Raw genomic sequence first — 25,118 nt, 5'->3', positions numbered from 1 at the left:
CCGGCGAGCGCAAATGCGCTCCCCACCGAGTTCAGGACTTCGCGGCTTCCGCGACGCGTTCCGGTTGTTGTTGCTTGGTGTCGGCCTTGGCGTCCATCGTCACGGTCTGCGGCACCACCAGCGCACCGGGGCGGATGTGCTGCAGGCCGTTGACCACCACGCGGTCGCCGGCCTTCAGGCCCTTGCTCACCACGCGCAGCCCGTTGATCGATGCGCCGAGCGTGACTTCGCGGTACGTGGCCTTGTTGTCCTCGCCCACCACCATCACGAACTTCTTGTTCTGGTCGGTGCCGATGGCGCGCTCGCTCACCAGCAGGGCCGAGTCGCTGCGCGCCTGGCCCATGCGGATGCGGGCGAACTGGCCCGGAATGAGGGCGCCGTCCTTGTTGTCGAACGAGGCCCGCACACGCACTGTGCCGCTGCGCGCATCGACCTGGTTGTCGATCAGCTGCAGCTTGCCGGTGAAGGGCGTGCCTTCGAGGCCGGCGGTGCCCATCTGCACGGGAATGCTCTCGATCTGGCCGCGGGCGCTGGCGCCGCTCGGCAGGTCCTTCAGGGCCCGCGTGATCACCTGCTCGTCGGCATCGAAGCTCGCGTAGATCGGGCTCACCGACACCAGCGTGGTCAGCACCGGCGCGCCGGGGCCGGCGGCCACCAGGTTGCCCATCGTCACTTCGAGCTTGCCGATGCGGCCCGCCACCGGCGCCCGCACCTGGGTGTAGCCCAGGTTCAGCCGCGCCGACTGCAGCGACGCTTGCGCGGCGCGCAGGTTGGCTTCGGCTTCACGGGCGGCGTTCACGCGCTCGTCGTATTCGCGCTGGGCGATGGCCTGCTGGTCCCACAGGCGCTTGGCGCGCTCCTGCTCGCTGCGGCTGAAGGCCTGGCGGGCCTGGGCCGAGGCCACCTGCGCTTCGGCGCGCTCCACCTCGGCCGCGTACGGCGCGGGGTCGATGGTGATCAGCAGGTCGCCCTGCTTCACCAGCGCGCCTTCGCGGAAGTGCACCGACTGCACGGCTCCCGCCACGCGGGAGCGCACGTCGACGCGCTGCACCGCCTCGAGCCGGCCCGAGAACTCGTCCCAGGCATTGATCTCGCTCGAAGCCACGGTGGCCACCGAGACCGGCGTGCCCTGCTGCGCCGCGGCCGGTGCCGTGGCCTCCGCCTTGAAGCTGTGCATGCCGAGCACCGCGGCGGCCACCGCCAGCAGTGCGGTGAGGCCGGTCACTGCGGGCCACAGGCCCTTGCGGGCGGCGGAAGAAAGGTTTTGCTTGTTGTTCGACATGATGGTTCGTCCTTCTCGATGACTTCTTGGGATGCAACAGGCCATCCCGGCGCTTTTGGCGCCAGGAGGCGGAACTCGAAAATGACCGGGGTTACCGGTGGGCCGAGGGGCGGCGTCGCGTCGTCAGCAGAGGGCTGCCGCGACCGGCCCGCCTAGCTGGGCTTGGGTGCTACCGGGGGCGGCGTGGTGGCACTGAAAAATTCGCGGAAGTGCTGCTGCACGCTGGCTTCGCAGGCCTTGCAGCCCGAGGGCTCGGGGTCGTACAGCGCCCTGGGCCAGTTGGCGGCGCCGGGCAGCACGCTGCTGGTGACGTCGATGCCGGCCGCGCGCAGGCGCCCGGCAAAGGTCATTGCCTCGTCGCGCATGGCGTCGTCGGGGCCCACCAGCACCAGGGCCGGCGCCAGGGACGACAGCCGCAGCGACCCGCTCGGCACCGCATACGGGTGCATCGCGTTCGACGGGCAGCTCAGGTACTTTTCCCAGCCCGTGGCCCAGCGGCATTCGGCCGAGTCGTTGGTGGCCTTGCGCAGCGACGCGGTGCCCGCGCACGGGTCGAGCATGGGCGACAGCAGGATCTGCCCGGCCAGCGGCGGATGCGCCCGGTCGCGGGCGATCAGCGCCACCCCGGCGGCCAGGTTGCCGCCGGCCTCTTCGCCGGCCAGGTACACCTGGGCGCCCTTGCCGCCGAGCTTCACGCGCTGCTTGTAGAGCCATTCGAGCGCGGCATAGCCCACTTCGATGGGCTCGGGGAAAGGCGACTCGGGCGCCAGCGGATAGTCCACCGACACCACCACCGCGCCCGCGCCGGCCAGCAGCCGGGCCACGTTGCGCCCGTTGTCCAGGTTGCCGCAGATGAAGGTGCCGCCATGGAAGTGCAGCACCAGCGGCACCGTCTCGCCGCGCGGGCGCTGTCCGTAGACCCGGGCGCCCACGGGCTCGCGGCCGGGCAGCTCGATCGACAGATCGGCTTCCACGCCTTGCGCCGCGGCGAGAGCAGCGGCTTCGGCAGAGCGGGACGATGGGCGCGGTGACATGGGGGCAACCTCAGGAGGATTGGCGATAGTCGAAATATAAGGCGGCCAGTGTGGCGTTAAACAGGCAAGCTGCCCCTACTCTGTTTCCAAACAGCTAACAATCCAGGAAACGCCGGGGATTGTCACCTTGTGTGAGAATCCGCGTCCTCCCGGCAATGGCCGGGCTCCCAGGAACAGTCATCAATGGATCAAATCCAGGCAATGCGGATCTTTGTCCGCGTGGTGGAAGCGGGCACGTTCACCCGGGCGGCGGACTCGCTCGCCCTGCCCAAGGGGACGGTCACCAAGCAGATCCAGGCGCTGGAATCGCGCCTGCGGGTGAAGCTGCTCAACCGCACCACGCGGCGAGTGACCGTGACGCCGGACGGCGCGGCCTACTACGAACGCGCCGCGCGCCTCTTGAACGACTTCGACGACATCGAAGCCAGCATGACCAATGCGCAGGCCAACCCGACGGGGCGGCTGCGCATCGACGTCGGCACCTCGGTGGCGCGGCAGATCATCCTGCCCGCGCTGGCCACCTTCTGCGACCGCTACCCCGAGATCCAGGTCGACCTGGGCGTGAGCGACCGCACGGTCGACCTCATCAGCGACAACGTCGACTGCGTGATCCGCGCCGGCGAACTGAGCGACCAGTCGCTGGTGGCCCGGCGCATCGGCACGCTGCACTTCGTGACCGTGGCATCGCCCGCCTACGTCAAGCGCTACGGCATTCCGCAGCATCCGAACGACATCGAGAAGCGCCACCACGTGGTGAGCTATTTTTCGGGCACCACGCGGCGCATCTATCCGCACGAGTTCAGGAAGGGCGACGAATACATCGAGCTCAACGGGCCCTACCGCGTGTCGGTCAACGAGAGCAACGCCCACATGGCGGCGGTGCTCGGCGGCTTCGGTATTTCGCAGTGCATCACCTTCATGGCCGAGCCGCTGCTCGCAAGCGGCGAGCTGATCGAGGTGCTGCCCGACTGGCAGCGCGAGCCGCTTCCGATCCACGTGGTCTATCCGCCCAACCGCCACCTGAGCGCGAAGGTGCGGGCCTTCGTGGACTGGGCGGCGGAGCTGTTCGCGAAGAACCCGCGGCTGCAGCGGCGCTGAACTGCGCCTGACGCGCCTCAACCGGCCGGAGCGAACACCGGCTCGCAGCGCACCTCGGTCTTCACCGAGTTGGCGATGAAGCACTCTTCGTGCGCGCGGTGGTGCATGTGCTCGACCTGCTCGCGCGTGGGCAGGTTCTCGCCCGAGAACGTGACCTCGGGACGCAGCGTGACCACGTTCATCGCGAGCTTGCCCTCGGCGTTCTTTTCCATGACGCCGCTCGCCGCATCGAAGTAGCGGTCGACAATGAACTTGCGCTTCACCGCCATGGTGAGGAACCACAGCATGTGGCAGCTCGAGAGCGACGCGACAAAGGCCTCTTCAGGATCGACCGCCGCCGCATCGGAAAACGGCAGCGGCACCACGTGCGGCGACGAGGAGCCCGGCACTTCCGCGCCGCCATCGAAGCGCAGCGAATGCCTTCTGCTGTAGCTGTTGCCGAGGAAGTCCTGCTCGCCTCGCTGCCAGAGGATTCCTGCGGTGTACTGGGCCATGCCTTGCTCTCCAGAGCCAAAAGAGGAGGCGCCATTCTGCGTCAGAAGAAGCCGGCGAGCCTGATCAAAAGCGGCACCAGCAGCGCCGTCGCGATGCCATTCAGCCCCAGCGCCAGCGCGGAGAAGGCGCCTGCCGTTTCGTTCACCTGGATGGCCCGCGCGGTGCCGATGCCGTGCGCCGCCATGCCCACGGCAAAGCCGCGCACCGCGGGCTCCTTGATGCGCAGCAGGTTCAGGAGACCCGTGGCCATGATCGCGCCCGAGATGCCCGCCACGGCGGCCGCCACCGCGGCCAGCGACGGCAGCCCGCCGATCTTCTCGGCCACGCCCATCGCGATCGGCATGGTGGCCGACTTGGGCGCGAGCGACATCAGCAGCTCGTGCGATCCGCCCAGCGCCCAGGCAATGCCGATGGCCGACACGATGGCCGCCGCCGAGCCCACCAGCAGCGCCACGCCGATCGGCAGCCAGAGGCGCCGCAGCCGACCGAGCTGGCCATACAGCGGCACGGCCAGTGCCACGGTGGCCGGCCCGATCAGGAAGTGCACGAACTTGGCGCCTTCGAAATATGTGTCGTAGGGCGTGCGCGTGGCGAGCAGCACGCCCACGATGACAACCACCGACACCAGCACCGGATTGACCGCCGGGTTGGCGCCGCTGCGCCGGTGCAGCCACAGCGCGCCCAGGTAGGCCAGCAGCGTGAGCGACAGCCACAGCAGCGGCGACTGCGCCAGGAAGACCCAGATCTCGGACAGCTTGGCGGGCGGGGTCATTCGGCATCCTTGCCGGTGATGCGGATCATCCAGCGCAAGGTGAGCGCGGTCACGGCCATGGTGAAGGCCGCGCCCACGATGCCCGCCGCAAGGAACGGAAGCCATTCGCGCCCCACCCGTTCGAAATGCAGCATGACGCCGGTCACCGCGGGAATGAACAGCAGCATGAGGTTGCGCAGCAGATGGCCCGAGGTCTCGTTCAGCGCCTCGGGCACGCCGCCGCGCACGAGCAGCACGATGAACAGCAGCAGCATGCCGATCAGCGGGCCGGGAATCGGCAAGCCCAGCCACTGCACGAGCAGTTCGCCGGCCAGTTGGCAAAGAAAGAGCGTGGTGATGGCGTAGAGCATGCGGATGTCCTGGCTTTCAAGGTTCGGCCGAAGCCGCGGCGCGCGTCCAGGCTTCTTTCAGCGCCTGCTGGCTCTGCGGCGGCAGCACGCCGAGCCGCACATGGCCCGGCAGGCCGAATGATGCACAGTCTCGCAGCTTGATGCCTTCGGCGCGCAGCCGGGCGGCCCGCTGCGGATAAGGCGCATCGGTGCGCGCGCAAAAGAAGTTGGCCTCGCTCGGCAGGCACTGCCATCCCATCGATTCGCAAAGGGCGCGCTGCTGCGCCTTCCATTCGCGCAGGGTGCGCAGGCTTCGGGCAAGCCAGGCTTGGGCGGGCTCGCCGATCCAGGTTTCGAGCAGCGCCACGCCATGCGCGCCCACCGGCCACGAGGGGGCCAGCCGCTCGAGGCGCTGCTTCAGCAATGCGGCGGCATCGCCTTCGGGCGCAATGGCATAGGCGGCGCGGATGCCGGTCAGGCCCATGGCCTTGTTGGGCGTCCACAGCTGCCAGACACGGTTGCGCTGCGCCGCGTCGAGCGATGCCGCGCCTTCGAGGCGCAGCGCTTCGTAGGCCAGGTCGAGCACGCAGGGGCCGCCGGCCGCGGCGTGCAGCGCGAGATTGGCCTCGGCCTGGCCCAGCGGGCTCGACGGCTCGCAGCACCAGCGCAGCGCTGCTCCGTCATGCGGCGCTGGCGGCCGCAGCACCTGCAAACCCCAGGCCGATGCCGCGCGCTCGTAGTCGCCATAGCTGTGCGCCGGCAGCACCACCTGCCGGCCGCCGCCCTGCGCAAAAGCGGCGCTGATGCGGTGGATGAATTCGCTGGCACTGGCCGCGATCACGATGCGTTCGGCGGCCACGCCGTGAAAGCCTGCCAATGCGCGGCGCAGCGCCGTGTAGCCCGGGTCCGGGTAGTGCGCCGCATCGGCTGCACGCAGTGCGGTAAGCACAGCGGGGCATGAGCCCGTGGCATTGCCGTTGGTCGAGAAATCGTGCCAGGCGGTGCCGATGGCGTCGGGCCCGCCATGCAACAGGCCGGTGGATGTCGTGTGTTCCGGTGTCATGCCCAGTCGGTTGCCGCGAAGAAGATGGCCAATGATGCACAAGCGGCCGTGGCCAGCACCGCCCTGCCGCCCCATCGCGCGGCCTGCTGCGTATCGGCCGCATCGGCGGGCCGTCCTTCGGCATTCAAGGCATAGACGCCGGGCTTGGCAAGCCGCACGCCGAGCAGCAGTGCCATCGCCGCCATCGGCCAGCCGCTGTTGGGCGACGGCGTGCGGCGCGCCTCGCCTGCCACGCCGCGCGGCCAGCGCCATGCCGCAAGCGCAAGCAGCAGCGCCGTGAGCCGCGCCGGCAGCCACGAGAGCAGGTCGTCAGCGCGCGCGGCCCACTTGCCGAACCAGCTCCACTCGCGGCCATTGCGTTCGCCGCGGTAGCCCCACATCGCATCGGCCGTGTTGGCGAAGCGGTAGACCGCCGCGCCCGGCAAGCCCAGTAGCACGAACCAGAACAGCGGCGCCACGAGCGAATCGTTAAGGTTCTCGGCCAATGATTCGATGGCGCTTTCGCGCACCTCGCGCTCGCTGAGCGCGCAGACATCGCGGCTGACGAGCCGGCCCAGCTGCGCGCGCCCCGCATCGAGCGAAACGCCCAGCGCCGCCTCGACCGCGAGCACTTCGTCGTGCAGCATGCGCCACGCGAAAAGCGGTTTCAGCGCAAAGGCCATCGCCACCGCCAGCGCCCATGCGGGCAGCCATTGCACCATCGCAGCCTGCACGCCGGCGGCGACCACCCCCACGCACATCGCGCCCACGCACCACGCCAGCGCCCCGATCAAGAAGAGCGGCAGGTCGCGCGGCTTCGCCTTGGCCGCCGGCGGTGCGATGCGCGAGCCGATCCAGCCGAGGTACTGCCCCATCCACACCACCGGATGCCAGCACGCAGCGGGCTCGCCCAGCCAGCAGTCGATGGCAAGCGCAAGCCACAGCGCGGCAACGACGGCCAGGGCGTGTTCGAGGGGAAAGGGGGGCATGGGAGCCGTCATTCTCGCGAAGACGGGGTGGGAAACAGGTCCGACGGCTGGCCCCAGCGTTCGTCGAACACCAGCGCCGACAAGGGCTCGCGCCGGGCCCAGCGTTCGCGTTGCAGCATCGGCTCTTCGTAGAAATCGTGCACCGGGCCCAGGCACAGCAGCGCGATCGGCTCCGCCCCCTCGGGCAGGCCCAGCAGGGCCGACACCTCGGCGGGATCGAACAGCGAGACCCAGCCCATGCCCAGCCCTTCGGCACGCGCCGCAAGCCAGAGGTTCTGGATGGCGCAGGACGCCGAGGCCAGGTCCATCTGCGGCAAGGTGCGTCGGCCGAACACATGCCGCTCACGGCCGTCGGCCAGCGACACGGCCAGCAGTTCGGCCGCATCGAGCACGCCCTGCACCTTGAGCCGCATGAACGCGTCTTCGCGCTCGCCGAGGGCGCGGGCCGTCAGCACGCGTTCGCGCTCGATCACATCGTGCAGACGCTGACGCAAGGCACCGTCGCGAACGCGAATGAACCGCCACGGCTGCATGAATCCGACACTGGGCGCGTGGTGCGCCCCTTCCAGCAGCCGGCGCAGCAACTCGGGCGCCACCTGCCCCCCTGCGAAGTGACGCATGTCCCGCCGCTCATGGATGGCGCGGTACACCGCCCTCACCTCGTCGGCCGCGAAGGCTTGCGACATCGAAATCAGTCCTCGATGCCGCGCTGCGCCGGAATGCCGGCCTTGAATGCGTGCTTGACCATGGCCATCTCGGTCACGGTGTCGGCCAGCTCGACGATTTCGGGCGGGCAGCGCCGGCCCGTGAGCACCACGTGCACGTGCTTGGGCCGCGTGCGCAGCGTTTCGAGCACGCCCTCGAGCGGCAGCCAGCCGTAGATCAGCGGATAGGTGATCTCGTCGAGCACCACCAGGAAGAACTCGCCCGAAAGAATGGCCGCCCTGGCTTTCTCCCAGCCATCGCGCGCGAGCTGGGCCGAGTGTTCGAGGTCCTGGCTCTTCCAGCTGAAGCCGTCGCCCAGCCCCTCGATCGGAATGCCGATCTGCTCGAACATGCGGTGCTCGCCGAAGCGCGCCGAAGGCACCTTCATGAACTGGTAGATCTTCACCGCCTTGCCGCGGCCGTGCGCGCGCAGCGCGAGGCCGAAGGCCGCGGTGCTCTTGCCCTTGCCGTCGCCGGTGTTGACGATGACGATGCCGCGGCGTTCGCCTTCGGCCTTGTCGTACGGCTTCTCGCTGGGGGGAGTTTCGATTTGCATGAGACGGGCTCCGTGTTGATGGGGGGCGGTCAGTTCGGCAGCGCGATCCACTGCTCGGCCACGCGGTGCACGCGGATGCGGTGGTCGAACACCTGTTCGAGCGCGGCGTGGGTGGCCGGGTCGCTGCTGCCGCCGCGGTGCACCACGCGGCCGTGGTTCATTACCACCAGCTCGTCGGCGGCCAGCGCCATCGGCAGTTCGTGCAGCACGCTGACCACGGTGCGGCCTTCGGCCACCAGGGCGCGCGTGGTCTGCATCCAGTCGGCCTGGTGCGGCGGGTCGAGGTTGGCGAGCGGCTCGTCCATCAGCAGCAGCTCGGCCTCGACCGCAAGCGCGCGCGCCAGCAGCACGCGCTGGCGCTCGCCGCCCGAGAGCTGTCCGAGCGGCCGTTCGCGCCAGTCCCACGCTTGGGTGCTGCGCAAGGCACGCTCCACCGCCGCGCGGTCGGCCGGGCTCGGCGCCGCGAGCCAGCGCTGGTGCGGCAGGCGGCCGAGCATGGCGATGTCGTAGACCATCAGGTCGTCGGCACTGCCCTCGCCCGCCGCGCCGCTCTGGCCCAGCCACGACAGGCGCTGCGCGCGAAGGCGGCCCGGCACCCTGGCCGACGGTTCGCCAAAAAGAAAGACTTCGCCGCGGTGCGCGAGCAGGCCCGCGAGCGCCTTGAGCAGGGTCGACTTGCCCGCCCCGTTCGGCCCGACCACGCTGGTCCAGCGCGCCGCGCCGAGCTTCAGGTCGATGCCGTGCAGCACCTCGGTGTTGCCGAGCGTGGCGCCCAGGCCGCGGGCTTCGAGTGCGGGGATCTCCTGGCTCATGCCACCCCGCCCCGCGCGCTGCGCCTGTGCATCAGCCACAGCAGGTAGCTGCCGCCGAGCACCGCCGTGAGCACGCCCACGGGCAGTTCCTGCGGCGCGATGAGCCAGCGCGCCAGCAGGTCGGCCGCCATCAGCAGCAGGCCGCCCATCGCGGCCGACAGCACGATCAACCCGGCATGCGTGGTCTTGACCACCGAGCGCACGAGGTGCGGCGCGGCCAGGCCGACGAAGGCGATGAGCCCGGTCTGCGCCACCGCTGCGCCGGTGCCCAGCGCGAGCACCACCACCAGCGTGGCGCGCATCGCGCCCAGCGGCAGGCCGAGGCTGCGGGCCGTCGCTTCGCCGAGCGCAAGGCCGTCGAGCACCGGCGCGAGCGCCCAGCCCAGCAGCAGGCACACCGCACCGACCGCGGCCATCACCGCGCATGCGCTCCAGCCGACCAGGCCTGTGCTGCCGAGGATGAAGCCCTGGATGGCCTGCAGGATGTCGGCCGAGGCGATGGTGATCAGGTCCTTGGCGGCGCCGAGCACCACGCCGACGATCACGCCCGCGAGCAGCAGCCGCAGCGTCTGCTGCACGCCGCGCGCGAGCACCAGCGTGAGCATCACCGCGAGCACCGCGCCCACGAAGGCCGCGCCCGTGAGCCCCAGGCGCATCGCCCATTGCGTGCTGGCGGCCGAGCCGCCGAACAGCAGCAGCGCCACCGCCACGCCGAGCGAAGCCCCCGAGGCGCTGCCCAGCAGATAAGGATCGGCCAGCGGATTGCGGAACAGCCCCTGCGCCACCGAGCCCGCGAGCCCGAGCAGTGCGCCCGCGAGCCACGCGCCCAGCGTGCGCGGCAGCCGGATGTCCCAGACGATGCGCAGCGCCACCGGATCGCGCCATGCCGCGCGCAGGCTTTCGAAGCCGGTACTGCCGATGCCCAGGCCGAGCACCGCCAGCGCGCCGCCCAGCACCAGCAAGGCGATGCCGAAGAGCCAGACGCGGCGCTGATGGCGGGTGTGCATGAAGTCCACCCGCGCTCAGCCGGCCTTCTCGGCGATGCAGCGCGCCATCAGCCGTGCGGCTTCGTCCATGCGCGGGCCGGGACGCACGAGCACGTCCGACTGCGCGGCGTCGAAGCGGCAGATGCGCCCCTCGCGCACCGCGCGGATGCCGCCCCAGCCCGGGCGCTGCTCCATGCCCGCCGCGCTGCGCACGCTGACCATGATGAGATCGGGATTGGCGCGCACCACGTATTCGGGGTTGAGCTTGGGAAAGGGCCCGAGCGAAGCCGGCACGATGTTCTTCATGCCCAGGCGCGCGAGCGTCTCGCCGATGAAAGACGACTCGCCGGCCGCATAGGGCGCGCTGTTGACCTCGAAGTAGACGCGCTGGCCCCTCGCCCCGGCCGGCAGCGACTGCGCGGCGGCCGACACGCCCGCATCGATCGCGCGCCAGATGTTCGGCGCCTCGCGGGTGCCGAGCACCTGGTCGAGCTTGTCGAGCACGCGCCGCACGTCGGCATGGCTCTTGGGTTCGAGCACCAGCACCTTGAGGCCCAGCGCCTCGAGCCGCTGCGTCACGCGCGAGGACTTGGCGAGCAGCACCGCATCGGGCCGCAGCGCCACGATGGCTTCGACGTTCGGGTCGAGCCCGCCGCCCAGCTGCGGCAAGGCGCGCACCGCGTCGGGCGAATTGGAATAGTTGTCGACGCCCACCAGCCGCGAACACGCACCCAGCGCGCAGACGCCTTCGGTCAGCGACGGCAGCAGCGTGACGATGCGCTGCGGCGGCTGCGGCAGGCTCACCGTCACGCCGCGCTCGTCGACCACGTCGATGGCATGCGCGGCCAGCGCGAAGAGGCCGAGGCCAAGCGCCGCGGACAAGCACCGAATCCAGCGGGCGGTCATGCGGGTGCCTTCAGGGTCAGCGGCAAGCCGGCCGCCATCAGCGTGACGCGGTCGCAGGCGGCCGCCACGTCCTGGTTCATGCGGCCCAGCGCATCGACGAAGGCGCGCGTTTCGCGGCCGAGCGGAATCACGCCCAGCCCGATCTCGTTGCCGACCAGCACCACCGGCCCGCGCGCTTCGCGCAGCGCCATCAGCAGCATCGCGGCATGCGCCGCCGGCGTGCGCGTGACCGGCTGCGCGGTCTCGCAGCGCAGCGGCATCAGCAGGTTGGTGAGCCAGAGCGTGAGGCAGTCGACCACCACCAGCGTGTCGGGCGAACTCTGCGTGACGATGGCGCGCGCCAGTTCGACGGGTTCTTCCACGGTTCGCATGGCGGGCACGCGGCGGGCGCGGTCGGCCTGGTGGCGCACGATGCGCTCCTGCATCTCTTCGTCATGCGCCTGGGCGGTGGCAATCAGCACGGCGCGCCGCATGGCGGGCGCCTCGGCCAGCCAGTCGGCGGCGCGCTGCTCGGCGCGGCGCGACTTGCCGCTCTTCTGGCCGCCGAGGATGAATTCATGTTCAACGCGCATGCGCATCGGCCTCCGGGGTTTCGTGTTCGAGCTCGATCGGCATCGCGCCGAACAGCCTGGCCGTGGCTTCGGGGCTGGACGCGAACCACGCATGAAAATAGCTCGCCCGCACCGGGCCGTGCACATAGAAGGCCTCTCCCGCGCGGGCGTCCGCGCCGGGCCTGCCGGTGAAGGCCGCCGGCACCAGCGGCGTTTCGCAGCTCGAATAGTGAAAGGTGTGGCCGCGCAGCGTGTGGGCACCCAGTGTGAGCTGCTGCGGCCCGAGGCCGGACAGCCGCTTGTGCATCGCGACCCGGCCCGGCAGCAGCCCCCAGAGCGCGTGCGATGCGCCATCGGCCGTTTCCAGTTGCTCGAACAGCGACATCATGCCGCCGCACTCGGCCCATACCGGCTTGCCCGCGGCGGCGTGCGCGGCCAGCGACGCGCGCAGGGATTCGCTGGCGGACAGCGCCTTCGCATGCAGCTCGGGGTAGCCGCCGGGCAGCCAGAGCGCATCGCATGCGGGCAACGCATCGCCGGCGAGCGGAGAGAAGAACACGACCCGCGCGCCCAGCGCCGCAAGCACGTCGAGGTTGGCCGGATAGATGAAGGCAAAGGCCGCATCGCGCGCGACCGCGATGGTGCGCCCCTGCAGCAGCGGATCGATGCGCGCCGGCGGCTCGGCCGCGGCAGCCTCGAAGCGCACCTGCGGCCAATCGGAAAGCGGCCGCTTGCCCAGGGGCGTGGCGGCCATCGCGTCGGCCGCCGCATCGAGCCGCGCCGTCGCGTCGCCGAGTTCATGCGCAGCGACCAGCCCCAGGTGCCGCTCGGGCAGTTCGAAACCGGCGCCGCGCGGCAGGCTGCCGAGCCACTGCGCCGGTTCGCGCAAGGCCTCCTTCAGCATGCCGGCATGCCGCTCGCCGGCCACGCGGTTGGCCAGCACGCCGGCCCAGGGCAGCGCGGGACGGAAGTTCTGCAGGCCGTAGGCCAGCGCGCCGAAGGTGCCGGCCATGGCCTGCGCATCGATCACGGCCAGCACCGGCAGGCCGAAGCGCTCGGCCAGGTCCGCCGCGCTGGGGCTGCCGTCGAACAGGCCCATGACGCCCTCGACGATCAGCAGGTCGGCCTCGGCCGCGGCCGCATGCAGCCGCCGGCGGCAGTCGGCCTCGCCGGTCATCCAGAGGTCGAGCGAATGCACCGGCGCGCCGCTGGCAAGCGCCAGCCAGTACGGGTCGAGAAAGTCGGGCCCGCACTTGAAGACCCGCACGCGCCGGCCCTGGCGCGCGTGCAGGCGCGCCAGCGCGGCCGCGACGGTGGTCTTGCCCTGCCCCGAAGCCGGTGCCGCCACCAGCACGGCGGCGCAGCTGTGCGCGGCGATCGGTTCGCCGTTGTTGCGGGGCTGGCTTATTGCGGTGTCCACTTCAGGCCGATGTATGCGTTGCGGCCGCCGGTGGCGTAGCCGCGTGCAAGCGTGTAGTCCTTGTCGCCCACATTGTCGACGCGGGCCACCAGGCCGATGTCGCGCGTGATCTGCGTGCTGGCCACCAGGTTCAGCACGGTGTAGCCGCCCAGCGTGCGGGTGTTGGCCGCGTCGTCGAAGCGCTTGCTCGACGATTGCAGCTCGGCGCCCAGCGTCCAGCCGGCAATGCGCCAGTCGGCGCCCAGCGTGCCGTGGCGGCGCGCGCGGCGGGCCAGCAGGTGGTCGGTGTCGAGGTCGCGCGGGTCCTGGAAGTCGAGCGATGCGCGCAGGCTCACGTCACCGATGCGGTGCCCGCCCGACAGCGTCACGCCCTGGTAGCGGGCGCGCGCGGTGCTGGCATAGCAGCCGAAGCCGGAGCGGCAGTTGGTGGCCGAACCGTCGAACACGATCAGGTTCTCGACGCGGTTCTGGTAGACGACGATGCCCGCATGCGTGCCGCCGTCGGTGTACTGCAGGCCGAGTTCGACGTTGCGGCTCGACTCGGGCTTGAGGCTGGCCACGCCGTATTCGCTGAAGCGCTGGTAGAGCGTGGGCGCGCGGAAGGCGGTGCCGGCCGAGACGGTGGCGCGCAGGCGCGGCGTGATCGCGTAGCCGTAGGCGGCGCTGCCGGTGGCCTTGCCGCCGAATTCGCTGTCGTCGTCATGGCGCACATGCAGCTGGAGCGAATGCGCGCCCTGCACGAAGCCATAGCCGAGCGAGACCGCGTCCTGCGAGCGCTTGCTCGAGAGCAGGCCGCTGCTGATGGTGGGCGCATTCTCGAGCGCGTCTTCGCGGCGCTCGAGCGTGGCCGTCACCAGGTGCGGGCCGAAGCGGAATTCGTTCTGGAACAGGTAGCCGCGCAGATTGGTTTCGGTGCGGTAGAACGAAGGCTGGGTCTTGTAGACCGACTGCGAATCGGTGACCTGCACGCGCGTGCTGTAGATGTCGTTCCACTTGGCCGACCACGAGAGCCCGGCCGTGCGCAGCGTGTTGTTCGAGATGTCGTTCCGGAAGAGGATCGGCGGCTTGGTCCTGAAGCTCACCGGCGGGTCGTAGCCGGCTTCCATGTCGCTGTACAGCAGCGTGGCTTCCAGCCGCTGGTTCGGCGTGAGCTGGTAGCCCAGGCGCAGGTTGCCGGAATTGCTGCGGTAGCCGTCGCGGTCGGGGCTGGTGAAGCCGTCCTTGGAGGGCGTGCGCTTGTCCATCGGCAGCACGTTGAAGCCCCGGCTTTCCTCGTGCGCCGCGCCCAGCGAATAGTCGAAGGCGCCCGACTTGCCGCTCACGCCCGCCTCCGCCTTGCGCAGGCCGTGGCTGCCGAAGCCGATGCCCGCGTAAGGCGCCACGCCTTCTTCGCCGCGCCTGGTGAAGAGCTGGATCACGCCGCCCACGGCATCGGAGCCGTACACCGCGGCGGCCGGGCCGCGCAGCACTTCGATGCGGTCGATCTGCGAGAGCGGAATGCTTTCCCAGCCGGCACCGCCGGTCGATTGCGAATCGACGCGCACGCCGTCGACGTAGACGGCCGTGAAGCGGGTCTCGGCGCCGCGGATGTACAGGCTGGTGGTGTTGCCCACGCTGCCGTTGCGCGTGATCTCGATGCCGGGCAGGCGCGCCAGCACGTCGGCCACGCCGACCGCGCCGCTGCGCTCGATGGTCTGGCGGTCGACCACGGACACGTCGCCCACGAGGTCCGACAGCGGCTGCGGCGTGCGGTTGGCGGTGACCACGGTTTCGCCGAGTGCCGGCGCATCCTGCTGGGCATGCGCGACGGCCGGCAGTTGAAGCAGCGCCATGCCGCCGAAAGCAGAGGCCAGCGCGAGCGGCAGGCAGGCAAGGCGGCGGCGCGCAGGCGCACGGCCGAGGGAAAGGAAACCACAGGAAGTCATGAATGGAGCGAACGAACGTCTATGCCCGTCGCCGGCTTCCCCGCCGGCGCTTGGGCGCAATGGCTGCCTTGCGCGCCGAATCGAAAATCGATCGCGCATGCGGCAGCCGCCTTGTTGGCCGGTATCCGGGCTGGCAGTGCGACCCCACCGCCTTCCCAGGCGCCTGTTTCAGGGCACCCAGTGGCTTGATGGATGAGGTTGACGCTTGCGGCGTCGACTGCTTGACCGTTGCGGGGGCAGCGCAGGCGGCTTCGGCCCTGTTCCGTTTCCGGGGGCGTTCACTCCTGCTTCCCGTTGAACCGCGGCGTGTGAACCACGCCGCAGGCACCAACGCGCAGGATTTTAGGGCCTCGGCCAGCGCAGTAAGCCAAAAGTTGCGCCGCCTGCCGTCCGCCGGGGAAACTACAATCGCCAACCATGCCCGCCTCCAGCCCCATCGACCAGATCGCCGAGCGTGTGGAACGCCTGCTCGTGCGTCATGAAGAGGTGCAGCGCACCAATGCGCTGCTGCAGGAGCAGGTCGAAGCGCTCACGCGCGAGCGCGACGCGTTGAAGTCGCGGCTGGCCGCGGCCCGCACGCGCCTCGATGCGCTGCTCGAGCGGCTGCCGGCCGAACCACCTTCCCAAGATTCCCCCGCATGAAGCAGATTGAAGTTCAGATCATGGGCCAGAGCTATCTGCTCGGCTGCCCCGAAGGCGGCGAGGCGCAGCTGCGCGAAGCCGTCGAGCGCGTGGACGCGGCCATGTGCAAGATCCGCGATGCGGGCAAGGTGAAGGCGCGCGACCGCATCGCGGTGCTCGCTTCGCTGAACCTGGCTTTCGACCTGGCGGCCCAGCAGGCGGCCGCCGCGGCCGCGCCGCCTCCCCTGGCCGCGGCCTCCTCGGCAGAGGGCGGCGACGCCGATGCCAAGGCCGCCCAGCTCATTCAGAAACTCGATCAAGCCCTCGCGGGCGATGACCATTTACTCTGAGCGGAAGCACCCGGCCCGTCCGGGGCGTAAAATCCGAACTGTCTGCGGTGCGCGTCGGGCTTAATATTTCCTTGTTCCAATGCTCTCCGGAGCCGGGCTTGGTACATCGCTTGACGGGTGTGATCATCTCGCGTCAGATGAACCCGAAGTCTTGCTGCCCTCGCCCACCTGAACCCTGGTTCAGGATGCGGGTTCGGCGCCCACTTGCAGACACCTTTTTCCGTTCATACGGCCCCTGCATGCGCTGCACGGGGCCGTTGCTTTTTTTCAAGGCTCCGCTGCGTGACTTCCCTGCTCGACCCCCTCCTGATCGCCGAATTGGCCGCGCTCGGCCTGGGCACCGGTTTCCTGGCGGGCCTGCTGGGCATCGGCGGCGGGATGCTCATGGTGCCGTTCATCACGATCATCATGGGGCACCGCGGGGTGGCCTCCGATCTTGCCGTGAAGATGGCGATCGCCACCTCGATGGCCACGATCATCTTCACCTCGGTGTCCAGCGTGCGCGCCCATCACAAGCGCGGCGCGGTGCGCTGGGACATCGTGCGGCGCCTGGCGCCCGGCATCGTCATCGGCAGCCTGCTGGGCAGCCTGGGCGTGTTCGCGCTGCTCAAGGGCACGGTGCTGGCCATCGTCTTTGCGCTGTTCGTGGGCTTCTCGGCCACGCAGATGTTCCTCGACCGCAAGCCCAAGCCCACGCGCCAGATGCCGGGCACCGCGGGGCAGCTGTCGGCGGGCGGCGCCATCGGCTTCATCTCGGGCCTGGTCGGCGCGGGCGGCGGCTTTGTCAGCGTGCCGTTCATGACCTGGTGCAACATCTCCATCCACAACGCCGTGGCCACCAGCGCCGCGCTCGGCTTTCCGATTGCGGTGGCCAACGTGCTGGGCTACGTGGTGAGCGGGCAGTCGGTGCAGGGCCTTCCGGCCGGCTCGTTCGGCTACATCTGGCTGCCCGCGCTGGTGGTCATTGCGCTGTGCAGCGTGCTCACTGCGCCGCTCGGCGCGAAGGCGGCGCACAACCTGCCGGTGAAGAAGCTCAAGCGCGTATTTGCGAGCATCCTGTACCTGCTGGCGGCCTACATGCTCTGGAAGGGCCTGCAGGGCTGAGCCGCCGGGCGCGTTGAAAGCCCCTCGGGTCCCGGGTGGGATCCGTTGCGAGGCGGCAGGCCCGGCCGTATAACGGGCGCATGAAAATCCTCATTGCTGTCGACGGCAGCGCCTACACGCAGAAGGCGCTCAATTACCTGCTGGCCAACCGCGCGATGTTCGTGGATGGCCATGAGCTGGTCATCGTGCATGTCAGCACCGGCATCTCGGGGCACGTGGCGCGCCACCTCAGCAAGGAGGTCATCGCCGACTACTACGCCGAGGAGAACGCCAAGGTGCTCGAACCCGTGGCGGCATTGCTTGCGCAGAACGGCGTGAGCAACTACACGATCGACAAGCGCCATGGCCATGCGGCCGAGGAAATCCTCAAGTCGGCGGCCGCGGCGCATGCGCAGCTGATCGTGCTCGGCACCCATGGCCACGGCATCTTCGGCCGCGCGCTGATGGGCTCGGTGGCCACCAAGGTGATCTCCGAGACCGACACCTCGGTGCTGCTGGTGCAGTAGCCGGGTTTTTCTCTTCCCCTTTTTATTGCACGCGCTGCTGCCGCCATTCGCGCGGCGAGCAGCCGAAGCGTTCGCGGAACGCGCGGCTGAAATGCGCCGCGTCGTTGAAGCCGCGGCCGTAGGCAATCTCGGCCACGGGCCGGCCGGCCAGGCGCGCCTCGAGCAGGTCGCGGCTGCAGGCTTCGAGCCGGCGCTCCCAGATGTACTGCGAAGGCGTGAGCGGCTCGCTCTTGAAGACGCGGTGGATGTGGCTCGCCGAGACGCCCAGCTGCGCCGCGAGGCTTCCCACCGACAGCGAAGGATCCGCCAACTGCTCGTCGATGCGCCGCTTCACGCGGGCCAGGTGGTAGGCCGTGAGACTGCTCAGGCCCGGTGAGCGCGCCGCGGGCAGCGTCTGCAGCCCGGCCACGAGAATGCTCTGCACGCCGTTGGCCACCGCCAGGGCCGACGCCGGCTGCAAGGTGTCGATGTCCTCGCGCAGCGTGCGGATCATGCCCAGCAGCAGGTGCCCCGCGCCCTCGCGCCCCGACACGGTGGTGGCCGTCAGCGCTTCGGTGTGGTGCAGCTCGCTGCGCAGGCGCTCGCCCGGCAGCTTGAGCACGATCTGCTCGAAGCTGTCGTCGAACAGCAGCTGGTAGGGCCGCGTGCTGTCGTACAGCGCGAAGTCGCCCGCCGCCAGCACGGCGTCGCGCCCATCCTGCCGCACCACGCCCTGGCCGCGCGCCTGGATGCTGACCAGAAAGCAGTCGTCGCCCGAGCGCGAGATGTGGCCCGGCGTGCGCATCACCTTCTGCGGTCCTGACCTGACCACCGACACGTCCAGGCTCGGCAGCGTGTGCTGGCGGATGCTGCCTTCGAAATTGCCGCTATCGCCTTCGCGCACCGGATCGCATCCGAGCTGCACGTAGACGTTGCAGATCATGTCGGTCCAGTAGGCGAGCCGCTGGCCGCGCGGAACGGCATCGGTGCTGAGCAACGGGGTCATCGGGGTTCCTTCGGAAGTCGGCCTGCAACGCTGGAACAAGAACGCCGCAAGTTCGGGTCAAGGCGTTTCGCGGCGGCGAATCTACGCTTGAAGCAACCCGCATGCCACCGCGCAAACCCGGTGCGAGGTGTGCGAAGTTGTTTCTTTCAACCCGTTTCCGGAGACCCCGCCATGCCCGCCACCGTTCACCCCAAGCTCCGCGTTGCCGCCGTGCAGGCAGCGCCCGTGTTCCTCGATCTCGACGGCACCATCGACAAGACCATCGACCTCATGGCCCAGGCCGCCGGCCAGGGCGTGAAGCTCATCGCCTTTCCCGAGACCTGGGTGCCCGGCTACCCGTGGTGGATCTGGCTCGACTCGCCGGCCTGGGGCATGCAGTTCGTGCAGCGCTACCACGACAACGCACTGGTCGTGGGCTCGGCCGAATTCGACCGCGTCCGGGAGGCCGCGCGCAAGCACAACATCTGGGTTTCGCTCGGCTACAGCGAAAAGGCCGCCGGCAGCCTCTACATTGCGCAGGCGCTGATCGACGACCAGGGCCGCACGGTGCAGACGCGCCGCAAGCTCAAGCCCACGCATGTGGAGCGCACCGTGTTCGGCGAGGGCGACGGCTCGGACCTGGCCGTGGTCGAAACGCCCATCGGCAACATCGGATCGCTCTCGTGCTGGGAGCATCTTCAGCCGCTCAGCAAGTACGCGATGTATGCGCAGAACGAGCAGATCCACTGCGGCGCCTGGCCGAGCTTTTCGCTCTATCGCGGCGCGGCCTATGCGCTCGGCCCCGAACTCAACAACGCCGCGAGCCAGGTGTACGCGGCCGAGGGCCAGTGCTTCGTGATTGCGCCGTGCGCCACGGTTTCGCAGTCCATGAGCGAGCTGATGTGCACCGACGCCGGCAAGCAGCAGATGCTGCGCGTGGGCGGCGGCTTTGCGCGCATCTATGCGCCCGACGGTTCGCCGCTGGGCACGCCGCTGGCCGAAGACCAGGAGGGGCTGGTGATTGCGGACATCGACCTGGGGATGATCGCGCTCTCCAAGGCGGCCGCCGACCCGAGCGGCCACTACTCGCGGCCCGACGTCACGCAGTTGCTGTTGAACAAGACGCGCCGCGAACCCGTGGTGCTGCAGCGTGCGCCCGAGGTCGAGCGCGGTGCCTTCGAGGCCATCGTCGCCGCACCCGAGCCGGCACCGGCGGCCGCGCGCCAGCAGCCGCTGGCGGCCTGAAGCACCGGAGCCACGCCATGGAATCCGCCATTGCCGAGCACCTGAAGTGCCCCCGCACGCGCCATCGCCGCGTGGAGGACGACTACGCGCCGCCCTACCCCGCCTGGTCGGCGCGCGCGCCGGGCGCGGTCAGGCAGGTCGTGATGGGCTACTTCGGCGTGCAGTCGCGCGGCGCCGGGATGCAGGGCCGCGCGTGTGCGGCGCTGATGAAGATCGCCGCCGGCTTTGCGCTGCCCGACGGGCCCGGCCACCACGACTTCGCGCACCATGTCGACGCCGCCGGCTGCGACAACATGGTCGCCATCGCCTACTGGAACGACCCTGCGGCCCATGCGCGCTGGTGCACGGCGCCCGAGGTCGATGCCTGGTGGCGCTCCGACGAGCGGCTGGCGGACGGCCTCGGCTACTTCCGCGAAATCGTTGCGCCGCGCGCCGAGCACTTCGAGACCATGTTCAACACGCCCGACCGCCTCGAAGGCGTGGGCGTGGTGATGGGCGGCGTGAGCGGCGAACTGCAGGAGCACGGCTACTGGGGTTCGATGCGCGACCGCATTCCGCTGTCACAGACCGACGCCATGGCGCCCTCGGGCACGCGCGCCGTCATTGCCGGCGCGCCGGCACCCGGCCAGCGCGTGCGCATCGCAGGCCACGAGAACATCGCCATGATCCGCTCCGGCCAGGAGTGGGCCGACACCACGGGACAGGAACGCGCGCTCTATCTCGGCGAGATGGAACCCGTGCTGCGCGAAGGCATGGACTTCCTGCGCGACCAGGGGCTTCACATCGGCTGCTACAGCAACCGCTACATGCAGCACCTCGATGCCAAGGGGGCGCCGCTGGAGAAATCCTTCGGCCTGAGCTTCTGGCACTCGCTCGCCGACATGGAGCGCTGGGCCGAGTCGCATCCCACGCACGTCGCGATCTTCGGCAGCTTCATGCGCTACGTGCAGGCACTGAACTTCCAGCTGCAGCTGCGCGTGTACCACGAGGTGTCGGTGCTGAAGGCCGACGAACAGAGCTACGAATACATCAACTGCCATGCGGGCAGCGGGCTCATGAACGGGCTGGGCGAGGTGTAGCGGGCCCCTCGCTCCGGGGATGCCGTAGGATGCGCGGCCCTACACAAAGGCAAGGACCCCGACCATGTGGAGCGATCTCGACAGTCTCGTCGAAGCCTCGATGCAGGAATGGAAGGTACCGGGACTCGCGCTGGCCGTCATCCAGGATGGCGAGATCGCCGTGCTCAAGGGCTATGGCGTGCGCGACACCGACACGGGCCTGCCCGTGACCATCGACACGCAATTCCTGCTGTGCTCGATCACCAAGTCGTTCACCGCGGCCGGTCTCGGCCTGCTGGTGGACGAACGCAAGCTCGACTGGGACCGGCCGGTGCGCGAGGTGATTCCCGAATTCCGCCTGCACGATCCGGTGGCGACCGAGCGGCTGACCGTGCGCGACCTGCTGTGCCACCACAGCGGGCTGCCGCGGCATGACTGGATCCACATGCCCGGCGACCTGAGCAACGCGCAGATGCTGGCCGCCCTCAGGCACCTGGCGCCGAACAAGGACCTGCGCGACGCCTTCCAGTACTCGAACCTCGGCTACCTGGCCGCCGGCATGGTCACCGAGCGCATCAGCGGCCGGAGCTACCAGGACTTCACCACCGAGCGCCTGATGAAGCCGCTGGGCTTCAGCCACTTCGGCTTCTCCATCGAGGCCCTCGCGGCCGCCGAAGACGCCGCCCGTCCGCATGCGATGGATGGCGACGAGCGCTACCGCACGCCGCTGTCGCCGATCCGCGCGACGCCGGCCGGCGGCATCAACGCCTCGGTGGCCGATCTTGCGAAATGGGCGCGCTTTCTCCTCGATGGCAAGGCGCATGGGCAGCAACTGCTTTCGACCCAGGCGCTGCGCGAAATGACGATCCCGCGCGTGCACATGGGGCGCTCCCCCTACGCCGAGATCGGCGACTCGCACTACGGCCTCGGCCTCTTCTGCGAGCAGTACCGCGGCGAGCGCATCGTCGCGCACTCGGGCTCGTGGACCGGCTGGAGCACGCTCATGACGATGCAGCCCGAGCGCCGTGCAGGCGTCGTGGTGCTGACGAACCGCACGCCGGGGAGCGTGCACGCGATCCTCACCTATGCGGTGCTCGACCGCATCTGCGGCCGCGAGACGGTCGACTGGTTCGGGCGCCTGGCACCCAAGCGCAGGCAGGCCATCGAACAGCAGGCGCTCGACAGGAAGGTGAGCGCGGAAGTCCGCAGGAGCGGAACCCAGCCGAGCCATCCGCTCGACGAGCATGTCGGCGACTACGAGCATCCGGCCTACGGGCGCCTGCGCATCGACCGGGAGGCGGACGGGCTCGCATGGCGCTGGCGCGGTGTCGAGGAGAAGCTCGAGCACCGCCACTACGACGTGTTCATCACCCCCGACCGCCCGACGGTGCTGCACCCCAGCAACCGGACGCTCACCTTCCGCTACGACCGGCAAGGCCGCATCGACCGCATCGAGATACCGTTCGAGGAGATGGTGGACGACATCGTGTTCCATCGCGTCGCAGCCGGCGACGTGCTGGACCCGGGCTTTCGGCAGCTGTGCGCCGGCGACTACCTGCACAGCGGCCGCGTGATCGAGATCAGGCTCGATGCGCGCGGCGAGCTCGCCATGACGATCCCTGGCCAGCCGACCTATCGCTTGCTGCCGGCCGATGGACGCAGCTTCCGCGTCGACACGCTCGATGGCTTCGGCGTGGAATTCCGCCGGCCTTGGCCCGACGCAGTAGACGCGATGATCTTCCACGAACCCCGCGTCACCGCGCTCGCCCCGAAGGTGGCAAAGCCCTAGCCGAACAACCCCTTGTGCTGCTCCCGCAGCAGCGCCTTCTGCACCTTGCCCATGGTGTTGCGCGGCAGCTCGGGCACCACGAAGCAGCGCTTGGGAATCTTGAAGTTCGCGAGCTTCGACTTGAGCTCCGCCACGATGGCATCGGGGTCGAGCGCCCCATTGCCCTTGGCAATGACGATGGCCACGCCCACCTCGCCGAAGTCGGGGTGGGGCACGCCGACCACCGCGCTTTCGGCCACGCCCGGCAGCTCGTTGATGTAGCCCTCGATCTCGGCGGGATAGACGTTGTAGCCGCCGCTGATGATCAGGTCCTTGCTGCGTCCGACGATGGTGACGTAGCCGCGGCCGTCGATCTTGCCGACGTCGCCGGTCTTGAAGAAACCATCGGCGGTGAATTCTTCCTTCGTCTTCTCCGGCATGCGCCAGTAGCCCGCGAACACGTTCGGGCCGCTGACCTGGATGTTGCCGATCTCGTCGGTGGTGCAGTCGCGGCCGGCGTCGTCGCGCACGCGCAGCCGCACGCCCGGCAGCGCAAAGCCGACGGTGCCGCCGCGGCGCTCGCCCTGTGTGGGGCTGTAGGGGTTGGAGGTGAGCATGATGGTTTCGCTCATGCCGTAGCGCTCCAGGATGGTGTGGCCGGTGCGCTCGCGCCATTCCTCGAAGGTCTCGATGAGCAGCGGCGCGGAACCGGCGATGAAGAGCCGCATGCCGCGCACCGCCTCGCGCGTGAGGCCGGGCTCGGCCAGCAGGCGCACATAGAGCGTGGGCACGCCCATGAACACGGTGGCCTCGGGCAGCTTCTCGACCGCGCGCTTCGGGTCGAACCTGGAGAACCAGATCATCTTGCTGCCGTTGAGCAGCGCACCGTGGAGCGCAACGAAGAGGCCGTGCACATGGAAGATCGGCAGCGCGTGGATCAGCACGTCGCCCTCCGTCCAGCCCCAGTAGTCCTTGAGCACCTCGGCGTTCGACAGCAGGTTGCCATGCGTGAGCATCGCGCCCTTGCTGCGGCCGGTGGTGCCGCTGGTGTAGAGGATGGCGGCCAGGTCGTCCGCGTTCTTGCGCGCCGCTTCATGCCGGTCGCTGCATTGCGCGGCAAGCTCCAGCAGCGTGCCGGTGCGGTCGTCGTCCAGCGTGAACACATGCCGGGTGCCCGCCGCGCTCGCGATGGGTCCGACCCACGCGGCATTGCGGCTGGTGCACACCACCACGGCCGGCTCGGCGTTGCCGATGAAGTATTCGATCTCGGCGCTCTGGTAGGCGGTGTTGAGCGGCAGGAACACGTAGCCGGCGCGCAGCGTGGCGAGGTAGAGGATCATCGCCTCGACCGATTTCTCGACCTGCACCGCGATGCGGGCGCCCTCCGCGAGCCCCAGCGCGCCGAACAGGTTGGCCATCATCGCGCTGGCGCGGTCGAGGTCCTGCCACGAATAGAACAGGCCGTTGTCGGTTTCCACGGCCGTGCGGCCGAGCTCGGCGGGAAAGGCCGCGCGCAGGGCGGCGAACAGGTTGGAATTGGCTTTCGTCTTCATCGGGCAGGTGCTTCGGATATTCGGTGTGACGTGGAGGCTGGCTGCCGCCCGCTACTCGAGCTTGGCGCCCGAGGCCTTCACCACCGAGGCCCAGCGCTTGATCTCGGAATTCACGAAGCCGCCGTACGAGGCCATGGTGAGGTTCGGGATCTCGGAGCCATTCTGGGCCCAGATGGCCTTGAGCTCGTCGCTCTGAAGGGCCTTCTTCATGCTGTCGACGATCCGTGCCTGCAGCTCGGCCGGCGTGCCCTTGGGCGCCCACAGGCCGTACCAGGTGGTGACCGTGTAGTCGGGCAGGCCGACCTCGGCCGCACAGGGCACGTCGGGGAACGCCGGGTTGCGCTTGCTGCCGGCAACCATCAGCGCCTTGATGCGCCCGCCCTTGATGTGCTGGGCCGAGGAGCCGAGGCCGTCGAACATCAGGTCGACGTTGCCGGCGATCAGGTCGGACAGCGCCGGCCCCGCGCCGCGGTAGGGAATGTGCGTGATGAAAGTGCCGGTCTGCAGCTTGAACAGCTCGCCCGCCAGGTGGTGCGAGGTGCCTGCGCCGGCCGAGCCGTAGTTGAGCTTGCCGGGGCTGCGCTTGGCGGCGGCCACGAGTTCCTGCAGCGTATTGGCCGTGACGCGGCGCGGGTTGACCACCACCACCTGCGGCACGTTGGCCAGCAGCATCAGCGGCACGAAGTCTTTCTCGAGGTCGTAGTCGAGCTTGGGGTAGATCGACGGCGCAATTGCGTGGTGCACCGCGCCCATGAAGAGCGTGTAGCCATCGGGCTGGGCCTTGGCGGCGATGCTGGCCCCCACGGTGCCGCCCGCGCCGCCGCGGTTGTCGATGACCAGCGTCTGGCCGGTGACCTTGGCGAACTGGGCCGAGAGCGGGCGCGCGAAGGCGTCGGTGCCGCCGCCGGCCGGGAACGGCACCACCATGTTGACCGGCCGCGTCGGCCAATTACCTCCCTGCGCCGCTGCCCCGCCGCACAGAACGGCGGCACCGGCCGCGGCCAGGCGCAGCACCTCGCGTCTCTGAAAACTCTGAGTCATCTGTCA

At 69.5% G+C, this 25,118-nt stretch carries 26 protein-coding genes and 1 riboswitch; of the genes, 8 read left to right on the top strand and 18 right to left on the bottom strand.

The genetic code is table 11. From position 1 onward, the window contains the following. Positions 1–31: 31 nt before the first annotated feature. On the bottom strand, positions 32–1,282 hold the full coding sequence (locus ACAM58_RS12260) for an efflux RND transporter periplasmic adaptor subunit (protein ID WP_012747671.1): 1,251 nt from the start codon (positions 1,280–1,282) through the stop codon (positions 32–34). Positions 1,283–1,434: 152 nt separating this feature from the next. Continuing rightward, the gene (locus ACAM58_RS12255; RefSeq protein ID WP_012747670.1) at positions 1,435–2,316 is read right to left on the bottom strand and encodes an alpha/beta hydrolase; all 882 of its coding nucleotides are present in this window, start codon (positions 2,314–2,316) and stop codon (positions 1,435–1,437) included. A 183-nt stretch (positions 2,317–2,499) separates the two neighbouring features. Here ACAM58_RS12255 and ACAM58_RS12250 point away from each other — a divergent pair, with 183 nt between their 5' ends. Continuing rightward, positions 2,500–3,414 (top strand): LysR family transcriptional regulator, encoded by a 915-nt coding sequence (locus ACAM58_RS12250; RefSeq protein WP_012747669.1) that lies wholly within the window; start codon positions 2,500–2,502, stop codon positions 3,412–3,414. Between the two features lie 17 nt (positions 3,415–3,431). Here ACAM58_RS12250 and ACAM58_RS12245 read toward each other — a convergent pair whose 3' ends face one another. Genes ACAM58_RS12245 through ACAM58_RS12185 form a run of 13 tightly spaced genes read right to left on the bottom strand, consistent with a single transcriptional unit; the run spans position 3,432 to position 14,902 of the window. Next, positions 3,432–3,908, bottom strand: a complete 477-nt coding sequence (locus ACAM58_RS12245; RefSeq protein ID WP_369664461.1) for an OsmC family protein — start codon at positions 3,906–3,908, stop codon at positions 3,432–3,434. Positions 3,909–3,949: 41 nt separating this feature from the next. Next, a complete protein-coding gene (locus ACAM58_RS12240; RefSeq protein ID WP_012747667.1) occupies positions 3,950–4,681 on the bottom strand; it encodes an LrgB family protein in 732 nt (243 codons plus the stop codon). Next, positions 4,678–5,031, bottom strand: coding sequence for a CidA/LrgA family protein (locus ACAM58_RS12235; protein ID WP_012747666.1), 354 nt, complete (start codon positions 5,029–5,031; stop codon positions 4,678–4,680). The genes ACAM58_RS12240 and ACAM58_RS12235 overlap by 4 nt, the downstream gene beginning before the upstream one ends. 16 nt (positions 5,032–5,047) lie before the next feature. Then, positions 5,048–6,073, bottom strand: a complete 1,026-nt coding sequence (locus ACAM58_RS12230) for an aminotransferase class I/II-fold pyridoxal phosphate-dependent enzyme (protein WP_012747665.1) — start codon at positions 6,071–6,073, stop codon at positions 5,048–5,050. Beyond that, positions 6,070–7,053 (bottom strand): adenosylcobinamide-phosphate synthase CbiB, encoded by a 984-nt coding sequence (cbiB, locus tag ACAM58_RS12225; protein WP_012747664.1) that lies wholly within the window; start codon positions 7,051–7,053, stop codon positions 6,070–6,072. Before cbiB ends, ACAM58_RS12230 begins: the two co-directional genes overlap by 4 nt. Next, entirely contained in the window at positions 7,050–7,727 is a 678-nt protein-coding gene (gene bluB / locus ACAM58_RS12220) for a 5,6-dimethylbenzimidazole synthase (protein WP_012747663.1), read from the bottom strand. The genes cbiB and bluB overlap by 4 nt, the downstream gene beginning before the upstream one ends. Positions 7,728–7,732: 5 nt before the next feature. Beyond that, positions 7,733–8,302: a cob(I)yrinic acid a,c-diamide adenosyltransferase gene (cobO, locus tag ACAM58_RS12215; protein ID WP_012747662.1), complete on the bottom strand. Its 570-nt coding sequence runs from the start codon at positions 8,300–8,302 to the stop codon at positions 7,733–7,735. Positions 8,303–8,331: 29 nt separating this feature from the next. Continuing rightward, positions 8,332–9,114 (bottom strand): ABC transporter ATP-binding protein, encoded by a 783-nt coding sequence (locus tag ACAM58_RS12210; protein ID WP_012747661.1) that lies wholly within the window; start codon positions 9,112–9,114, stop codon positions 8,332–8,334. Beyond that, complete coding sequence (locus ACAM58_RS12205; protein WP_012747660.1) at positions 9,111–10,121, bottom strand: iron ABC transporter permease; 1,011 nt, start codon at positions 10,119–10,121, stop codon at positions 9,111–9,113. The genes ACAM58_RS12210 and ACAM58_RS12205 overlap by 4 nt, the downstream gene beginning before the upstream one ends. 15 nt (positions 10,122–10,136) lie before the next feature. After that, positions 10,137–11,006 (bottom strand): helical backbone metal receptor, encoded by an 870-nt coding sequence (locus ACAM58_RS12200; protein WP_012747659.1) that lies wholly within the window; start codon positions 11,004–11,006, stop codon positions 10,137–10,139. Beyond that, positions 11,003–11,578, bottom strand: coding sequence for a bifunctional adenosylcobinamide kinase/adenosylcobinamide-phosphate guanylyltransferase (locus ACAM58_RS12195; protein WP_012747658.1), 576 nt, complete (start codon positions 11,576–11,578; stop codon positions 11,003–11,005). The genes ACAM58_RS12200 and ACAM58_RS12195 overlap by 4 nt, the downstream gene beginning before the upstream one ends. Continuing rightward, entirely contained in the window at positions 11,568–12,977 is a 1,410-nt protein-coding gene (locus ACAM58_RS12190) for a cobyrinate a,c-diamide synthase (RefSeq protein ID WP_012747657.1), read from the bottom strand. Before ACAM58_RS12190 ends, ACAM58_RS12195 begins: the two co-directional genes overlap by 11 nt. Continuing rightward, positions 12,962–14,902 carry a TonB-dependent receptor gene (locus ACAM58_RS12185; RefSeq protein WP_041945512.1) on the bottom strand — a complete coding sequence of 647 codons (1,941 nt, stop codon included), beginning with the start codon at positions 14,900–14,902 and terminating at the stop codon, positions 12,962–12,964. The genes ACAM58_RS12190 and ACAM58_RS12185 overlap by 16 nt, the downstream gene beginning before the upstream one ends. 98 nt (positions 14,903–15,000) lie before the next feature. Beyond that, positions 15,001–15,249: riboswitch (cobalamin riboswitch) on the bottom strand. A 70-nt stretch (positions 15,250–15,319) separates the two neighbouring features. Between ACAM58_RS12185 and ACAM58_RS12180 the strand changes: the two genes are divergently transcribed. The 4 genes from ACAM58_RS12180 to ACAM58_RS12165 all read left to right on the top strand — a co-directional run bounded on the left by ACAM58_RS12180 (position 15,320) and on the right by ACAM58_RS12165 (position 17,483). Continuing rightward, positions 15,320–15,544: a hypothetical protein gene (locus tag ACAM58_RS12180; protein ID WP_012747655.1), complete on the top strand. Its 225-nt coding sequence runs from the start codon at positions 15,320–15,322 to the stop codon at positions 15,542–15,544. Beyond that, the gene (locus ACAM58_RS12175) at positions 15,541–15,873 is read left to right on the top strand and encodes a cell division protein ZapA (RefSeq protein WP_012747654.1); all 333 of its coding nucleotides are present in this window, start codon (positions 15,541–15,543) and stop codon (positions 15,871–15,873) included. Before ACAM58_RS12180 ends, ACAM58_RS12175 begins: the two co-directional genes overlap by 4 nt. Positions 15,874–16,155: 282 nt before the next feature. Next, a complete protein-coding gene (locus tag ACAM58_RS12170) occupies positions 16,156–16,977 on the top strand; it encodes a sulfite exporter TauE/SafE family protein (protein ID WP_012747653.1) in 822 nt (273 codons plus the stop codon). Between the two features lie 80 nt (positions 16,978–17,057). After that, the gene (locus tag ACAM58_RS12165; RefSeq protein WP_012747652.1) at positions 17,058–17,483 is read left to right on the top strand and encodes a universal stress protein; all 426 of its coding nucleotides are present in this window, start codon (positions 17,058–17,060) and stop codon (positions 17,481–17,483) included. A gap of 22 nt (positions 17,484–17,505) precedes the next feature. On the opposite strand, the gene ACAM58_RS12160 is transcribed toward ACAM58_RS12165, so the two are convergent. Beyond that, entirely contained in the window at positions 17,506–18,468 is a 963-nt protein-coding gene (locus ACAM58_RS12160; protein WP_012747651.1) for a helix-turn-helix domain-containing protein, read from the bottom strand. A 171-nt stretch (positions 18,469–18,639) separates the two neighbouring features. On the opposite strand from ACAM58_RS12160, the gene ACAM58_RS12155 reads away from it, so the two are divergent. From ACAM58_RS12155 to ACAM58_RS12145, 3 genes are all read left to right on the top strand, one after another. Beyond that, positions 18,640–19,692: a carbon-nitrogen hydrolase family protein gene (locus ACAM58_RS12155; protein ID WP_012747650.1), complete on the top strand. Its 1,053-nt coding sequence runs from the start codon at positions 18,640–18,642 to the stop codon at positions 19,690–19,692. Positions 19,693–19,709: 17 nt separating this feature from the next. Beyond that, positions 19,710–20,771, top strand: coding sequence for a phenylacetaldoxime dehydratase family protein (locus ACAM58_RS12150; protein ID WP_012747649.1), 1,062 nt, complete (start codon positions 19,710–19,712; stop codon positions 20,769–20,771). Between the two features lie 64 nt (positions 20,772–20,835). Beyond that, on the top strand, positions 20,836–22,539 hold the full coding sequence (locus ACAM58_RS12145; protein ID WP_012747648.1) for a serine hydrolase: 1,704 nt from the start codon (positions 20,836–20,838) through the stop codon (positions 22,537–22,539). Here ACAM58_RS12145 and ACAM58_RS12140 read toward each other — a convergent pair. Both ACAM58_RS12140 and ACAM58_RS12135 read right to left on the bottom strand, forming a co-directional pair. Continuing rightward, positions 22,536–24,071: a malonyl-CoA synthase gene (locus tag ACAM58_RS12140; RefSeq protein ID WP_012747647.1), complete on the bottom strand. Its 1,536-nt coding sequence runs from the start codon at positions 24,069–24,071 to the stop codon at positions 22,536–22,538. The genes ACAM58_RS12145 and ACAM58_RS12140 overlap by 4 nt on opposite strands. A gap of 51 nt (positions 24,072–24,122) precedes the next feature. Beyond that, a complete protein-coding gene (locus ACAM58_RS12135) occupies positions 24,123–25,112 on the bottom strand; it encodes a tripartite tricarboxylate transporter substrate binding protein (RefSeq protein ID WP_012747646.1) in 990 nt (329 codons plus the stop codon). Positions 25,113–25,118 lie beyond the last annotated feature (6 nt).

It is taken from the genome of Variovorax sp. V116, assembly GCF_041154435.1.
Classification (GTDB): Bacteria; Pseudomonadota; Gammaproteobacteria; order Burkholderiales; family Burkholderiaceae_C; genus Variovorax; species Variovorax paradoxus.
This window is presented reverse-complemented; position numbering and strand designations above follow the sequence as displayed.

What these genes read in the sequence shown, in the direction of transcription:
- ACAM58_RS12260 (WP_012747671.1), bottom strand. Translation starts at nt 1,282, where the DNA reads ATGTCGAACAACAAGCAAAACCTTTCTTCCGCCGCCCGCAAGGGCCTG.
- ACAM58_RS12255 (WP_012747670.1), bottom strand. Translation starts at nt 2,316, where the DNA reads ATGTCACCGCGCCCATCGTCCCGCTCTGCCGAAGCCGCTGCTCTCGCC.
- ACAM58_RS12250 (WP_012747669.1), top strand. Translation starts at nt 2,500, where the DNA reads ATGGATCAAATCCAGGCAATGCGGATCTTTGTCCGCGTGGTGGAAGCG.
- ACAM58_RS12245 (WP_369664461.1), bottom strand. Translation starts at nt 3,908, where the DNA reads ATGGCCCAGTACACCGCAGGAATCCTCTGGCAGCGAGGCGAGCAGGAC.
- ACAM58_RS12240 (WP_012747667.1), bottom strand. Translation starts at nt 4,681, where the DNA reads ATGACCCCGCCCGCCAAGCTGTCCGAGATCTGGGTCTTCCTGGCGCAG.
- ACAM58_RS12235 (WP_012747666.1), bottom strand. Translation starts at nt 5,031, where the DNA reads ATGCTCTACGCCATCACCACGCTCTTTCTTTGCCAACTGGCCGGCGAA.
- ACAM58_RS12230 (WP_012747665.1), bottom strand. Translation starts at nt 6,073, where the DNA reads ATGACACCGGAACACACGACATCCACCGGCCTGTTGCATGGCGGGCCC.
- cbiB (WP_012747664.1), bottom strand. Translation starts at nt 7,053, where the DNA reads ATGACGGCTCCCATGCCCCCCTTTCCCCTCGAACACGCCCTGGCCGTC.
- bluB (WP_012747663.1), bottom strand. Translation starts at nt 7,727, where the DNA reads ATGTCGCAAGCCTTCGCGGCCGACGAGGTGAGGGCGGTGTACCGCGCC.
- cobO (WP_012747662.1), bottom strand. Translation starts at nt 8,302, where the DNA reads ATGCAAATCGAAACTCCCCCCAGCGAGAAGCCGTACGACAAGGCCGAA.
- ACAM58_RS12210 (WP_012747661.1), bottom strand. Translation starts at nt 9,114, where the DNA reads ATGAGCCAGGAGATCCCCGCACTCGAAGCCCGCGGCCTGGGCGCCACG.
- ACAM58_RS12205 (WP_012747660.1), bottom strand. Translation starts at nt 10,121, where the DNA reads ATGCACACCCGCCATCAGCGCCGCGTCTGGCTCTTCGGCATCGCCTTG.
- ACAM58_RS12200 (WP_012747659.1), bottom strand. Translation starts at nt 11,006, where the DNA reads ATGACCGCCCGCTGGATTCGGTGCTTGTCCGCGGCGCTTGGCCTCGGC.
- ACAM58_RS12195 (WP_012747658.1), bottom strand. Translation starts at nt 11,578, where the DNA reads ATGCGCGTTGAACATGAATTCATCCTCGGCGGCCAGAAGAGCGGCAAG.
- ACAM58_RS12185 (WP_041945512.1), bottom strand. Translation starts at nt 14,902, where the DNA reads ATGACTTCCTGTGGTTTCCTTTCCCTCGGCCGTGCGCCTGCGCGCCGC.
- ACAM58_RS12180 (WP_012747655.1), top strand. Translation starts at nt 15,320, where the DNA reads ATGCCCGCCTCCAGCCCCATCGACCAGATCGCCGAGCGTGTGGAACGC.
- ACAM58_RS12175 (WP_012747654.1), top strand. Translation starts at nt 15,541, where the DNA reads ATGAAGCAGATTGAAGTTCAGATCATGGGCCAGAGCTATCTGCTCGGC.
- ACAM58_RS12165 (WP_012747652.1), top strand. Translation starts at nt 17,058, where the DNA reads ATGAAAATCCTCATTGCTGTCGACGGCAGCGCCTACACGCAGAAGGCG.
- ACAM58_RS12160 (WP_012747651.1), bottom strand. Translation starts at nt 18,468, where the DNA reads ATGACCCCGTTGCTCAGCACCGATGCCGTTCCGCGCGGCCAGCGGCTC.
- ACAM58_RS12155 (WP_012747650.1), top strand. Translation starts at nt 18,640, where the DNA reads ATGCCCGCCACCGTTCACCCCAAGCTCCGCGTTGCCGCCGTGCAGGCA.
- ACAM58_RS12150 (WP_012747649.1), top strand. Translation starts at nt 19,710, where the DNA reads ATGGAATCCGCCATTGCCGAGCACCTGAAGTGCCCCCGCACGCGCCAT.
- ACAM58_RS12145 (WP_012747648.1), top strand. Translation starts at nt 20,836, where the DNA reads ATGTGGAGCGATCTCGACAGTCTCGTCGAAGCCTCGATGCAGGAATGG.
- ACAM58_RS12140 (WP_012747647.1), bottom strand. Translation starts at nt 24,071, where the DNA reads ATGAAGACGAAAGCCAATTCCAACCTGTTCGCCGCCCTGCGCGCGGCC.
- ACAM58_RS12135 (WP_012747646.1), bottom strand. Translation starts at nt 25,112, where the DNA reads ATGACTCAGAGTTTTCAGAGACGCGAGGTGCTGCGCCTGGCCGCGGCC.